Origin of the sequence: Bradyrhizobium sp. 142 (assembly GCF_023074015.1) — a bacterium.
In the GTDB taxonomy this organism is placed as follows: Bacteria; Pseudomonadota; Alphaproteobacteria; order Rhizobiales; family Xanthobacteraceae; genus Bradyrhizobium.
In genome coordinates, this window is sequence record NZ_JADPKQ010000279.1 from 1 (window position 1) to 12,692 (window position 12,692).

General features: G+C 65.0%; 10 protein-coding genes and 2 pseudogenes. 4 read left to right on the forward strand and 8 right to left on the reverse strand.

Annotation, left to right across the window (positions count from 1 at the left end; genetic code table 11):
- Nucleotides 1–325 (forward strand): annotated as a pseudogene (locus IVA82_RS24505) (hypothetical protein); the annotation flags it as partial.
- A gap of 3 nt (nt 326–328) precedes the next feature.
- On the opposite strand, the pseudogene IVA82_RS24510 reads toward IVA82_RS24505, so the two are convergent.
- From IVA82_RS24510 to IVA82_RS24520, 3 genes and pseudogenes are all read right to left on the reverse strand, one after another.
- A pseudogene (locus IVA82_RS24510) lies at nt 329–1,459 on the reverse strand (MFS transporter); the annotation flags it as partial.
- A 318-nt stretch (nt 1,460–1,777) separates the two neighbouring features.
- Nucleotides 1,778–3,121 (reverse strand): phosphoglucosamine mutase, encoded by a 1,344-nt coding sequence (glmM, locus tag IVA82_RS24515; protein ID WP_247389623.1) that lies wholly within the window; start codon nt 3,119–3,121, stop codon nt 1,778–1,780.
- 224 nt (nt 3,122–3,345) lie between these two features.
- Entirely contained in the window at nt 3,346–3,513 is a 168-nt protein-coding gene (locus IVA82_RS24520; RefSeq protein WP_247389624.1) for a hypothetical protein, read from the reverse strand.
- Between the two features lie 101 nt (nt 3,514–3,614).
- On the opposite strand from IVA82_RS24520, the gene IVA82_RS24525 reads away from it, so the two are divergent.
- Nucleotides 3,615–4,751, forward strand: coding sequence for an alpha-hydroxy acid oxidase (locus tag IVA82_RS24525; RefSeq protein ID WP_247389625.1), 1,137 nt, complete (start codon nt 3,615–3,617; stop codon nt 4,749–4,751).
- Between the two features lie 267 nt (nt 4,752–5,018).
- On the opposite strand, the gene IVA82_RS24530 is transcribed toward IVA82_RS24525, so the two are convergent.
- From IVA82_RS24530 to IVA82_RS24550, 5 genes are all read right to left on the reverse strand, one after another.
- Nucleotides 5,019–5,645 (reverse strand): hypothetical protein, encoded by a 627-nt coding sequence (locus IVA82_RS24530; RefSeq protein ID WP_247389626.1) that lies wholly within the window; start codon nt 5,643–5,645, stop codon nt 5,019–5,021.
- Between the two features lie 56 nt (nt 5,646–5,701).
- Nucleotides 5,702–6,541, reverse strand: a complete 840-nt coding sequence (locus IVA82_RS24535; protein WP_247389627.1) for a shikimate dehydrogenase — start codon at nt 6,539–6,541, stop codon at nt 5,702–5,704.
- Between the two features lie 272 nt (nt 6,542–6,813).
- Complete coding sequence (locus IVA82_RS24540) at nt 6,814–8,862, reverse strand: elongation factor G (protein ID WP_247389628.1); 2,049 nt, start codon at nt 8,860–8,862, stop codon at nt 6,814–6,816.
- Nucleotides 8,863–9,017: 155 nt separating this feature from the next.
- Nucleotides 9,018–9,497 carry a DUF992 domain-containing protein gene (locus tag IVA82_RS24545; protein ID WP_247389629.1) on the reverse strand — a complete coding sequence of 160 codons (480 nt, stop codon included), beginning with the start codon at nt 9,495–9,497 and terminating at the stop codon, nt 9,018–9,020.
- A 364-nt stretch (nt 9,498–9,861) separates the two neighbouring features.
- Nucleotides 9,862–11,064 (reverse strand): pyridoxal phosphate-dependent aminotransferase, encoded by a 1,203-nt coding sequence (locus tag IVA82_RS24550; protein WP_247389630.1) that lies wholly within the window; start codon nt 11,062–11,064, stop codon nt 9,862–9,864.
- Between the two features lie 581 nt (nt 11,065–11,645).
- On the opposite strand from IVA82_RS24550, the gene IVA82_RS24555 reads away from it, so the two are divergent.
- Both IVA82_RS24555 and IVA82_RS24560 read left to right on the forward strand, forming a co-directional pair.
- Nucleotides 11,646–12,296: a glutathione S-transferase family protein gene (locus IVA82_RS24555; RefSeq protein ID WP_247389631.1), complete on the forward strand. Its 651-nt coding sequence runs from the start codon at nt 11,646–11,648 to the stop codon at nt 12,294–12,296.
- 156 nt (nt 12,297–12,452) lie between these two features.
- Entirely contained in the window at nt 12,453–12,629 is a 177-nt protein-coding gene (locus IVA82_RS24560; protein ID WP_187436259.1) for a hypothetical protein, read from the forward strand.
- Nucleotides 12,630–12,692: the final 63 nt, after the last annotated feature.

The window sequence follows — 12,692 nt, forward strand, 5'->3', positions numbered from 1 at the left end:
GCTCGGCCACTTCGAAGGGCGCGGTTGGCGCGGCTTCCACCACCATGCCACACTATGCATAGCGGCTTACGGATTCCTCATCTCCGAAAGGGAGACGATTCCCCCCTCAGCGCCTCGTTCAGCCGGGCTGTTCCAAACGCCTGCCCTTCCCGAAGGTTACAAACCCAGAGGCTCCGCCGCTGCGCACCGAACGGCACATTCCAAACTCGATTGCGACGATGCGTCGACGGCTCGTTCTCGCCCTCGTCAGAAGTCTGTCGCGATGTCCATGTTGCGCAAGAGCGATCCTGCGTCCGCGATCGCGCAAAAATTTATGACGCAGTAAGACTAAGCCCCCGATGCCGAACGCGACGCCGAAGAACACGCCGGAGATCATGCCGAAGCGATGCGGCACCAGTTCCTGCGCGAACACGATGATCGACGACGTGGTCGAGGAGATGATCAGGCCGACGATCACGGACAGCACCGCACTGCCGGCAAGCCCGGCATAGGGCAGCGCCAGCGTGAACGGCAGCGCGCCGAGAATCGAGATCCAGATCACGATCTTGCGGCCGAAACGGTCGCCCAAGGGCCCCCCGAGAAACGCGCCGACCGCGTTCGCCGCGAGGAAGATGAAGAGATAGATCTGGGCGGTCTGTGTCGACACGCCGAAGCGGTCGATCAGGTAGAAGATGTAGTAGCTCGACAAGCTGGACACGTAGAGCTGTTTTGAGAACAGCAGCGCCACCAGCACGGCCAGCGCGACCGCGACGCGGCGCGAGCTCGGCCCGCCCGGCTGGGTGTGAACCGGTGCCGCCTTCCTTGTCGTGATCTGCGGCGCGTACCAGCGGCCGATGCGCCAGAGGATGACAATTGCGAGGAACGCAATCGAGGAGAACCAGGCGATGCTGCCCTGCCCGAATGGCACGACGATGAGCGCGGCCAGCAACGGCCCCATCGACGTGCCGAAGCTGCCGCCGAGCTGGAACACCGACTGCGCAAAACCGTAGCGGCCGCCCGACGCAAGCCGCGCGATGCGCGCGGATTCGGGGTGAAACACCGCCGAGCCGAGGCCGACCAACGCGGCTGCAACGAGGATGACGAGATATTGGTGCGCGGCGCTGAGCAGCAGCAGGCCGAAGAAGGTCGAGGCCATGCCGATCGCCAGCGAATAAGGCTGCGCCTTCTTGTCGGTGTAGTGCCCGACCACCGGCTGGAGCAGCGAAGCCGTGAACTGAAACGCCAGCGTGATCATGCCGATTTGCGCGAAGTCGAGCGCGTAGGTGTCCTTCAGGATCGGATACACCGAAGCGATCAGCGACTGCATGGTGTCGTTGAGGAAGTGCGAGAAGCTGATGCCGGCGAGCACGACATAGGCCGGCCCCGCGCCCGGCTTGGCAGCGGCCGTCTTGGTCGCGGCCGGCACGACGACGACCGGCTCGGTCAGCGTTTCCTCGGAGACCACCACAGGCTTGTTCAAAGGCTCGATCCCGGCAGACGCGGCGAACCGCCGCATCCGGCTAGTTACGATGCAAGCTGTGGCCGAACCACCGCCAATCGTCGATGGCTGGGATGCGAGAGTGTCTTCGTCTTCCCCTCTCCCCCTGTGGGAGAGGGTGGATCGCCGCGCAGCGGCGAGACGGGTGAGGGGTTCTCTCCGCGCATCGCCTGCTAGTTGTGTACGCGGAGACAACCCCTCATCCGGCGCCATAGCCGAAGCTCCGCTTCGGCGTTCTTAAGAACGGCGGCCAAAGGCCCGCCTATGCCACCTTCTCCCACAAGGGGAGAAGGAAAGAGCTCAGGCCGCCGCGTGGCCGAGCGCGGAGACGATGGTGTCGACGACGTCCTCGACCAGGACGCGATCCTCGCCCTCGCCCATAACGCGGATCACGGGCTCGGTGCCGGAGGAGCGGATCAAGAGCCGGCCGTGGCCGTTGAGCCGGTTCTCGCCGTCGGAGATCGCCGATTTGACGTCCTTATCGTCGAGCGGCTTGCCGCCCTTGTGGCGGACGTTCTTGAGGATCTGCGGTAGCGGATCGAAGCGGTGGCAGACCTCGGATACGGGCCGGCGCAGCCTCTGCACCACTGCCAGCACCTGCAAGGCAGCAACGAAGCCATCGCCGGTGGTGGCATAATCGGACAGGATGATGTGGCCGGACTGCTCGCCGCCGAGATTGTAGCCGCCGTTCAGCATCTGCTCGAGCACGTAGCGGTCGCCGACCGGCGTGCGCACGAGTTCGAGCCCCTGCCCGTTCAGGAAGCGCTCCAGCCCGAGATTCGACATCACGGTCGCAACGATGCCGGGCCGCGACAGCCGGCCGTCTTCCTTCCAGCTCTGCGCGATCACCGCGAGCAACTGGTCGCCGTCGACGAGATGGCCGCGCTCGTCGACCAGGATGACGCGGTCGGCATCGCCATCCAGCGCGATGCCAATATCGGCGCGCATCTCGCGCACCTTCTTGGCTAGCGCTTCCGGCGAGGTCGAGCCGCATTCCTTGTTGATGTTGAAGCCGTCCGGCTCCACCCCGATCGGCACCACGTCGGCGCCGAGCTCCCACAGCGCCTCCGGCACCACCTTGTAGGCGGCGCCGTTGGCGCAATCGACCACGACGCGCAGGCCGTCGAGCGACAGATCGCGCGGCAGCGTGCGCTTGGCGAATTCGATGTAGCGGTCGTGGACGCCGTCGATGCGGCGGGCGCGCCCCAGGCTGGCGCTCTGCGCCAGCCGCTTGTCCAGCGATTCGTCGAGCAGCAGCTCGATCTGCTTCTCGACGTCGTCGGAGAGCTTGAAGCCTTGCGGGCCGAACAGCTTGATGCCGTTATCCTCGAACAGATTGTGCGAGGCCGAGATCATCACGCCGAGATCGGCGCGCATCGATTTGGTCAACATCGCAACCGCCGGCGTCGGCATCGGGCCGACCAGCAGCACGTCCATGCCGACCGAGGTGAAGCCCGCCACCATGGCATATTCGATCATGTAGCCGGACAGGCGCGTGTCCTTGCCGATCACGACCCGATGGCGATGATCACCGCGCTGAAACGCCAGGCCTGCGGCCTGGCCGACCTTGAGCGCGAGCTCCGGCGTGATCAGTCCGTTGGCGCGGCCCCGAATCCCGTCCGTCCCGAAATATTTGCGGCTCATCTCGTCCCCCAGGCAACAACCAGGGAATCCCCTTGTACAACCAGCGGGTGCCCAAACGGGCCCGCATCCCTGATTTGCTGAGGTCTTATAAGGCCATTGCGGCTAACTTGGCTTCAAAAAATATGATGAATCATTACGGAACCAGGGTCGCCGAGGCCCCTGATAACCTATTGTTAATGTTAAATTTACGGCTCGCCGGCCGGGAACGGAGCGGAACCCGCCGCCTAGTCGGTGCGCTTGATGTGGCTGTCCCCAAGGCTTGGCGGCGGCTGGATGACGCTGACGGGATCGGAGCCGGGGAAGGTCTCTTCCAGTCCCTCTTCCAGCGCTTCTTCGAGCCGGAGCTTCTCCTTGATCTCTTCCGGCGTCGGCTGGCTGTGCGGTCTGGTCATGGCGCCCTCCCTGCAGAGGATCTGCAAACGATTTGGCTGTGCGTCCAACCATGGTAGATGACCCCTAAATCTTCCGATGCAAGACGGGCGGGGAAACGTTCATGAAGCACATCACCTGTATCGACGATCTCCGTACGCTGCATCGGCGCCGCGTGCCGAAGGCGTTCTTCGATTATTGCGACCGCGGCTCCTATGCCGAGGAAACGCTGCGCGCCAACCGCGAGGACATGCAGGCCATCAAGTTTCGCCAGCGCATCCTGGTCGATGTCTCCAAGCGCGATACCGCGACCACCATTCTCGGCGAGCCCTCGACCATGCCGCTGATACTCGCGCCCGTGGGCCTGCTGGGCATGCAGCACGGCGACGGCGAGATCCACGCCTGCCGCGCCGCGCAGGCCGCCGGCATCCCGTTCACGCAATCGACGATGTCGATCTGCTCGATCGAGGACATCGCGGCCAGTGTCGAGAAGCCGTTCTGGTTCCAGCTCTACGTGATGAAGGACCGCGGCTTCATCAGGGAGCTGATCGAGCGCGCCATCGCGACCAAGTGCAGCGCGCTCGTGCTCACCGTCGACCTCCAGGTGATCGGCCAGCGCCATGCCGACATCAAGAACGGCATGACGGTGCCGCCGGAATGGTCGCTGTCGAAGCTGATCGATTTCGCGACCAAGCCGGCCTGGGTCTCCGGCGTGCTGCAGGGCAAGCGCCGCACCTTCGGCAATCTCGCCGGTCATCTGAAGATCAGCGACGACATCACGTCGCTGTCGACCTGGATCAACTCGCAGTTCGACACCTCGCTGAACTGGAAGGACATCGACTGGATCCGCAGCATCTGGCCGGGCAAGCTGATTCTGAAGGGCATCCTCGACGTCGAGGACGCCGAGCTTGCCGCCAAGACCGGCGCGCAGGCCCTCGTTGTGTCCAATCATGGCGGCCGCCAGCTCGACGGCGCGCCGTCCTCGATCGAAATGCTGCCCGAGATCGTCGACGCCGTCGGTGAGAGGATGGAGATCATGTTCGACGGCGGCATCCGCTCCGGCCAGGACGTGATGCGCGCGCTCGCGCTCGGCGCAAAGTCCTGCATGATCGGCCGCGCCTATGCCTATGGCCTGGGTGCCGCCGGCCAGGCCGGCGTCGCCAAAGCGATCGACATCATCCAGAAGGAACTGCTCACGACCATGGGCCTGTGCGGCGTCAACCGGATCGACGAGATCGACGATCACATCATTGCGGAGTGATGAACGCCTGAGTTTATACACAGGCGCCCGCGACATTCTCCGCTGTCGTCCCGGACAAGCGCAGCTCTTGGCAACGCGCAGCGTTGTCCAGGGGCGAAGCGCCGATCCGGGACCCATAACCACAGACGGACGTGGTTATGGGGACTCGGAGCTGCTTGCTTCGCGCAACAACTTCACCCTGTGGTTATGGCTCCCGGATCTGCGCTGGCGCTTGTCCGGGACGACGAGTGAAATTGTTGCGACAGTTGCACACTAAATTCGCCCGCCTCACATCGGCGGCGTCAGGCCGTCGCGGCCGACGCTGACGCGATTGGCTTCGAGTGAGCCGTCCGGCAGCGGCTTGACGAAAGCGATGACCTTGGCGCCGGCTTTGAGGTCGGATTTCTCGCCGGGCACGAAGGTCACCACTGGCGTGTTGTCGGCGACGAACACCTTCTTCTCGCCGTCCTTGTACTTGACGAGCAGCGTGTGGCCGTCATTGCCGACGACGCTCTCGGCCACCGTCGCGTTGGTCATGCTGGAGTTGGGCTTGAGGTCCCAGGGCCGCGAGCCTTCGCCGGTGCCCCGCATGCTCTCCGGAAATACGTGGACCTCGACGGCGTTCTCGCCGCCGCCCGGGCCCGGCACGGTGGTCGCACCGATGAACGAACCCGGCTTGATGTCGGCAAGCGAAGTCTTCGCGATACCGGACACGCTTATGTCGGGTGCGATGCGGAGCTTGACGTCTTCACCGCTGCGCGACTTGACCTGCATAGTGTCGCTATCGACGGTTTCGATCGTGCCGCGCACGCGCGTCGGCACCGGGGCCCTTTGCGCGAAGGCATAGAGGGTCGAGATGGCCACCATCGCGACGGCGATGAGTGGACGTGTGAAAGTTGCACGTTGAACAGACATGACGGTCTCCGATTGTCCCCACGGATGGAGAACTCCGGAAGACCGCCGCTATTCGCTCAAGTCTTTGTGAGATCGGCCTCGACCAGCGCGCGCAGTTCCGCCGTCACCTCGGGGCGCTCCCCGAACCACAGCTCGAAGCCGCGCACGGCCTGATGCAAGAGCATGCCGAGCCCATCGGCGATCTGCAGTCCGCGCGCCGTTGCGGCTGCAAGGAGCGGCGTGACCAGGGGAACATAAACGAGATCGGCGACGACGGACGCTTGCGGCAGGTGCGCCACATCGACATCGAGTGGAGGCTGGCCGTGCATGCCAAGCGAGGTCGTGTTCACGAGAAGTTTTGCGCGCGGCAGCACGTCATTGATCCCGTCCCACGTCATGGGCTGCACGTTCGGCCCGAACTGTCGTGCGAGGGCCTCGGCCCGCGCGATGGTACGATTGGCGAGATGCACGCGTCCAATGCCGCGATCGAGTAGGCCGAACACGACCGCGCGCGAGGAGCCGCCCGCCCCCAGCACCAGCGCCTCTTCGGCCCGGTCCCAGCCGGGCGCGCTGGCGTCGAGATTGTTGATGAAGCCCTCGACGTCGGTGTTGGTCGAGCGCAGCTCACCAGCCTCGAACCACAGCGTATTGGCGGCGCCCACGGCCTGTGCGCGCGCATCGGGCGTCGACAGCGCGAGCACGGCTTCCTTGTGCGGGATGGTGACATTGGCACCGACGAAGCCGCGCAGCGACAGCCGCAGCACGAAGTCTCGCAGATCCTCGGGCGGGACCGCCTCGATGACATAGCCGCCGGCGATGCCAAGCGTGCGCAGCCAGTAATGATGGATCAATGGCGAGCGCGAATGCGCCGCCGGCCATCCGATCAGGCAGGCTGCGGGAGCCTTGGTCACGGTCATGCTTGCCTCGGGGTGTTGTCGAGGCGATCCATTTCGCGTCCAGTCGGCTCTGTCAAGCGCGCGAGCGCCGCATCGCGACGGCGACGCTGGACGGCGGGCGACGCCCCGGTGATGAACACGCTATTGCTTGGAGCGGCGAACCAACCGACTCGTAAGCCCGTCGAGCGCATTCGACTCACAAATCAGACCGCATTCGCGGAGACGGCCCTCACTCCACCCTCTCCCCGTGAGAACGGGGCGAGGGAGCGAGAGAGTGGCGCCTCCTTTACAGCTCAGGCCGCGACGCGATGCGCGGCGATGATCTGGTCGGCGGCGCGGCCGGTCACTTCGGCCATGTGGTCGAACTGGCGGGTGAAGCTGCCGCTGCCGGCCGTGGCCGAACGCAGCTCGACGATGAGTTCGCCGATCTCGGCTTCCGGCATCAAGGCGCGGACGCAATCCCAGCCGCTCCAGCCGTCGCGGGTGTCGAAGCCGAGGATCTGGCCGCGCCGCGCCGACAGGATCGCGTTGACCTTGGCCGTGGCATCGGTCGGGCAGACGATCTCGACCACATGGATCGGCTCCAGCAGCACCGGCTGGCATTGTGGCAGGCCTTCGTTGAGCCCGATCCGCGCGGCCGTACGGAAGGCGAGGTCGGAGGAATCGACACTGTGATAGGAGCCGTCGGTCAGCGTCACCTGCACATCGGTGACGGGGAAACCGAGCGGACCGCGCGTCAATCCGTCGACGACCCCCTCCTCCACCGCGCCGATGTAGTTGCGCGGCACCGCGCCGCCGACCACCTTTTCGGCGAACTTGAAGCCGTCGCCGCGCGGCAGCGGCCTGATGTCGAGCACGACGTCGCCGAACTGCCCGTGACCGCCGGACTGCTTCTTGTGACGGCCGCGCTGGGTGATCGGCTTGCGTATGGTCTCCTGATAGCCGATCGCGGGCGGATGCGAGGTGACCTTGACGCCGAAACGGTCGCGCAACCGCTCGCTGGCCACGCGCAAATGCATCTCGCCCTGCCCCCACAGCACGATGTCGTGGGTCTGCGCGTTCTGCACCATCATCAGCGAGGGATCCTCCTCGTGCAGGCGCGCCAGCGCCTGGCCGAGCTTGACGTCGTCCTTGCGATCGGGGGCCGCGATCGAGATCGCGAGCACCGGCGGCGTCGCCTCGAGCGCGGCGAGCGCGGCCGGCGGGGTCTTGCCGCTCGACACCGTGTCGCCGGTCTTGATCGGATCGAGCTTGCCGAGCGCCACCGTGTCGCCGGCTTCCGCCGAAGCACGCTTGCTGTCGTAGGCGCCGTTGACGGCGAGGATGCCGGAGATGCGGCTGGTGCCGCCGGACGATGATAGCAGCGTCGCGCCGTCGTCGAGATGGCCGGCGAGCAGCCGCGTCAGCGATAGCTTTCCGCCGTGCTGCGAATGCAGTGTCTTGAAGACGAAGCCAAGCGCGTCCTTGCTTTTGGGTACGCCGAGGCGCTTTGCGGTCTCGGCAATGCCGGGCGCCTCGTGACGCAGCGCCTTCATCAGGCGCAGCACGCCGTTTTCGCGCGCGGCCGCGCCGAGCAGCACCGGACAGATCAGCCCTTCGCGCAACTCGCGGGCAAGGTCGTCGAACACGGCATCGCGCGGCGGCTGGATGTCTTCGAGCAATTGCTCCATCAGCGCGTCGTCGTGGTCGGCGAGCTTCTCCAGCATCGAGAAGCGGGCCTCCTTCTCGCGGTCGAGATCGCCGCCTTGGAGCGCGATCACCTCGGAGGCCTTGTGCTCGCGATAGACAAAGGCGCGCTCCAGCGCGAGATCGACAAAGCCCTCGATCAACTCGTCCTTCCAGATCGGAATCTGGCGCAGCACCAGCGGCACGCGCGAGGCCGGCTGGAGCGTTGCGAGCGTCTCGCGGATGCGCTTGTTGGCGCGGTCGATCTTGTTGAGGAACAGGAAACGCGGGATCTTCAGCTCCTCCAGCTCGCGCAGGATGATCTGAAGCTGCGGCAGCTTCTTCTCGTCGGCCTCGCAGACCACGACCGCGGCATCGATCGCGGGCAGCGCGGCACGCATGTCGTGGGCGAACTCGACGGAACCCGGACAATCGAGGAAGGTGTAGCTGTCACCCATGAAACTCGTGGTGGCGGCGGTCAGCCCGACGGTCATCTTGTGATCACGGGCCTCTGGCGTGGCGTCGCCGACCGAGGTTCCGGCGTCGACGCTGCCGGCGCGCGGGATTGCGCCCGTTCGCGCCAGTATCGCTTCAAGAAGTGTGGTTTTACCGCTTTGGAAAGGGCCCACCAGCGCAATGCACCGTGGACCTCGGGGACTTCTGACGTCTTGTCCCATTCGCCGCCTCCTTGGTATGGAGCTCGGCCCATGATTGGGTCGGCAGCAACGGATGCTCTGCCCGTCCCCAAGATTTGGCAAGCGCGAAACGTCGCTGCGGTGCGTCGTCGCCGAAATCGCGCCGGTCGAGCGGCGCGATCGCTCACGCGAAATTGCTAACGGCCCGGGCGGAGTTCCAGGCTCTCCAGACCGGCAGCGACGTTGAGGCCAACCTGGCCTTGCACGCTGAGCGGCTGGAGCGCGATCGAATTGTTGGAGCCGCCGACCAGCACGTTGCCGCCGAGGCCGACGCCGACCGAGGCGCTGCCTTGCGCGCCCGCATAGGTGCCGGAGAGGTCGCCCGGTCCGAACCGGTCGACCGGCGCGAACACGCCCCAAGCCAGCGCGGTCTCCTGGGTGATGCCGATGTCGAGACCCACTTTGCGAATCGTCGCGACATAACGGTCATCGGGTACGCCGTTGACGCGCAGCACGCAGCCGAGATTGGTCACCGAGCCCACCACGAAGCCGACGCTGGCACCGCCGCGGCATTCGAGCACGCCGACCTGGACACTCCGCTGCTGTGCGCTGCCGCCGGCAACCGAGGCAACAAGACTCGCAACGGTGAGTCCGGCGAGGAGGAATGAACGGCGCATGAATGTCTCCGGCGATGAAAGCGATGCGAAGCATGGAGGCACGCCCTACCCGTGGCGGCCGATGGTCTATGCCACAAGAGGGTGGGGGGCACCAGATCGCGCGCAGCAAATTGGTGCGTTGTCTTCCCTTCTCCCCTTGTGGGAGAAGGTGGCATAGGCGGCCTTCGGCCGCCGTTCTTAAGAACGCCGAAGCGGAGCTTCGGCTATGGCGCCGGATGAGGGGTTCTCTCCGCAACTTGACTGGCGGAAGGACTCGCGGAGACAACCCCTCACCCGTCTCACCGCTTCGCGGCGATCCACCCTCTCCCACAAGGGGAGAGGGGTGCATCGTGTGCGGTGCTAGGACAGGTTCGTTGTTACGCGCTCAGCGCAGATTGCCGCAGAAGCGCTGGATACGCTTGCAGGCTTCTTCGAGGTCGGAGGTCGCGGTGGCATAGGAGATGCGGAAGGCCGGCCCGAGGCCGAAGGCCGAACCCTGCACGACGGCGACGCCTTCGGTCTCCAGCAGCTCGGTGACGAACTCCTCATCGTTGCTGATGACCTTGCCCGATGGCGCGGTCTTGCCGATCGTGCCGGCGCAGGACGGATAGACGTAGAACGCGCCTTCTGGCCGCGGGCACTCGATGCCCTTGGCCTGGTTGAGCATGGAGACGACGAGATCGCGGCGCTCCTTGAACACCTTGTTGTTGGCAGGGATGAAGTCCTGCGGGCCGTTCAGCGCTTCCACCGCCGCCCATTGCGCGATCGAGCTCGGGTTCGAGGTCGACTGCGACTGGATTGTCGCCATCGCCTTGATCAGCTGGGCCGGGCCGCCGGCATAGCCGATGCGCCAGCCGGTCATGCAATAGGCCTTGGAGACGCCGTTCACGGTGAGCGTGCGGTCGTAGAGTTTCGGCTCGACCTGCGCCACCGTGGTGAACTGGAAATCGTCATAGACGAGGTGCTCGTACATGTCGTCGGTCATGACCCAGACGTGCGGATGCCTGACCAAGACGTCGGTGAGCGCCTTCAGCTCGGCGCGCGTATAGGCCGCGCCGGTCGGGTTCGACGGCGAGCACAGGATCACCCATTTGGTCTTGGGCGTGATCGCGCGCTCGAGTGCTTCGGCCTGGAGCTTGAAGCCGGTCGCGGCGGTGCAGACCACCGGCACCGGCTCGCCGCCGGCGAGGGCCACCATCTCGGGATAGCTGACCCAGTAGGGCGCGGGGATGATCACCTCGTCGCCCGGATTGATGGTCGCCATCAGCGCGTTGTAAAGCACCTGCTTGCCGCCGGTGCCGACGATGATCTGGTTCGGCTTGTAGGCGACGCCGTTCTCGCGCTGAAACTTCGCGATGATCGCTTCCTTCAGCTCGGGGATGCCGTCGACCGCGGTGTACTTGGTCTTGCCGGCCTCGATGGCGTGGATCGCTGCGAGCTTGATGTTGGCGGGCGTGTCGAAGTCCGGCTCGCCGGCGCCGAGGCCGATGACGTTGCGGCCCGCCGCTTTCAGCGCGCGTGCTTTATCCGTGACCGCGATGGTCGCGGACGGCTTCACACGGTCGAGCGCAGCAGCAAGGAAGGACATCATCATCTCCTGGCGAGCGTCGTGAACCCTTGAGGCCTTCACGACTCTGATTGTGGGAATAAGCCACCCTAAAACGTGCGCCGCTGCATCGCAAGAAACTTCGGCCCGATCCCGGAAAAGTTTACGAAAACGAGCGTTTCGCGGTACGATTCCACGCAATATTCCGAAACTTTGCCGACGGAATCCCTCATATCCGGCATGGCCTGTCCTCGGAGCAATTTTGCGTGCGTCTCGCCTCAAGACCAGAGCGTCGTCATGCCCGGGCTTGTCCCGGCCATCCACGTTCTTCGGGCCACGGAGCAAGGCGTGGATGGCCGGGACAAGCCCGGCCATGACGTGCGGAAGCTTTATCGCCCTACCTTGCGCATGATCGAGCGGAGCGACATCCGCATGTTGACGCAAGCGTGATCTGAATTGCATCGCGCTACGAAAATGATCTTCCGCGGCGTTGCAGCGCGGTAGGGTTTTCGAGTTTTTCTTTGGACCGGCTCTTGCGGCGGATTCGCAACCGCATCATTGTTTAGCCGCGTTGCGGGGCAACAAGCACCGCGCCTTTCCCGTCGTTCGGAATCATCCTCAGAATGTACAAGCTCTATTCGATGCAACGCTCCGGCAACAGCTACAAGGTCCGCCTGGCGCTGGCGCTGCTGAACTTGCCTTACGAAGCGGTCGAGGTGGACATTCTGCGCGGCGAGAGCCGCACGCCGGATTTTCTGGCGAAGAACCCGTCCGGCCAGGTGCCGTTGCTCGAGGTCGGCGCTGACCGCTACCTCGCGGAATCCAACGCCATCCTCTGGTATGTCGCCGTCGGCACACCGCTTGCGCCGGAGAACCGGATCGAACGCGCCGAGGCGCTGCAATGGATGTTCTTCGAGCAGCACGCGCTCGAGCCGAACATCGGCGCGGCCTATTTCTGGTTGTCGCTGGTGAGGGGGGGCCGCGACCTCCAGACCCATTCGCTGGAGGACTGGATGGAGCGCGGTTATGGCGCACTCCAGGTGATGGAAAATCACCTCAAGGCCAACGCCTATTTCGCCGCGCGCCAGCTCACGGTCGCCGACATCGCGCTCTACGGCTACACCCATCTCGCCGAGCGCTGCGACTTCGACCTTTCGACTTTCCCAGCGATCCGGGACTGGCTGAAGCGCGTCGAAGCAGCGCCCGGGTACGTGGCGATGGACTGGCGGCCGGCCGACGTCGACGATCCCGCCAGCATCGCGGCGGGCGCCTGACTGCCAAACGCCGCTCCGGCGGACAGCGGGCATAACGCCGGTCTTTGCCGCAATCCCGCCTTTTTTGGCGCGACAGCCGCCGCAATATTGCCGGTTGAAACTGGGAAATTGTGGAAAGTCGCGGGTGATTCGCCCGCACGCTGAAGGATTTAGACCATGATTCGGGCGTCCGGCACGGCAGGCTTTCAGGGCCGACCCGCCACCGTCGCGTCTTCCCGGTTGACCCATGCGGTCGCGGCCTCGCTCGCCGTCGCTGCGCTGTCGTTATGTCTGATCGTCACCCTCACGGTGCTGTCGACCAAGGCGACCATGGCGATGGGCCTGCCGGTCTGATCCCCGTTTCATCCTTGACCAGCCTTCAAGGCGCCGTGCGGCCCGTGCCGGCCGGCATCGCGA

Bases quoted from the DNA above. Each gene is read 5' to 3' on its own strand.
- IVA82_RS24545 (WP_247389629.1), bottom strand. From the start codon at position 9,497: ATGCGCCGTTCATTCCTCCTCGCCGGACTCACCGTTGCGAGTCTTGTT.
- IVA82_RS24555 (WP_247389631.1), top strand. From the start codon at position 11,646: ATGTACAAGCTCTATTCGATGCAACGCTCCGGCAACAGCTACAAGGTC.
- IVA82_RS24520 (WP_247389624.1), bottom strand. From the start codon at position 3,513: ATGACCAGACCGCACAGCCAGCCGACGCCGGAAGAGATCAAGGAGAAG.
- IVA82_RS24530 (WP_247389626.1), bottom strand. From the start codon at position 5,645: ATGTCTGTTCAACGTGCAACTTTCACACGTCCACTCATCGCCGTCGCG.
- IVA82_RS24550 (WP_247389630.1), bottom strand. From the start codon at position 11,064: ATGTCCTTCCTTGCTGCTGCGCTCGACCGTGTGAAGCCGTCCGCGACC.
- IVA82_RS24535 (WP_247389627.1), bottom strand. From the start codon at position 6,541: ATGACCGTGACCAAGGCTCCCGCAGCCTGCCTGATCGGATGGCCGGCG.
- glmM (WP_247389623.1), bottom strand. From the start codon at position 3,121: ATGAGCCGCAAATATTTCGGGACGGACGGGATTCGGGGCCGCGCCAAC.
- IVA82_RS24525 (WP_247389625.1), top strand. From the start codon at position 3,615: ATGAAGCACATCACCTGTATCGACGATCTCCGTACGCTGCATCGGCGC.
- IVA82_RS24560 (WP_187436259.1), top strand. From the start codon at position 12,453: ATGATTCGGGCGTCCGGCACGGCAGGCTTTCAGGGCCGACCCGCCACC.
- IVA82_RS24540 (WP_247389628.1), bottom strand. From the start codon at position 8,862: ATGGGACAAGACGTCAGAAGTCCCCGAGGTCCACGGTGCATTGCGCTG.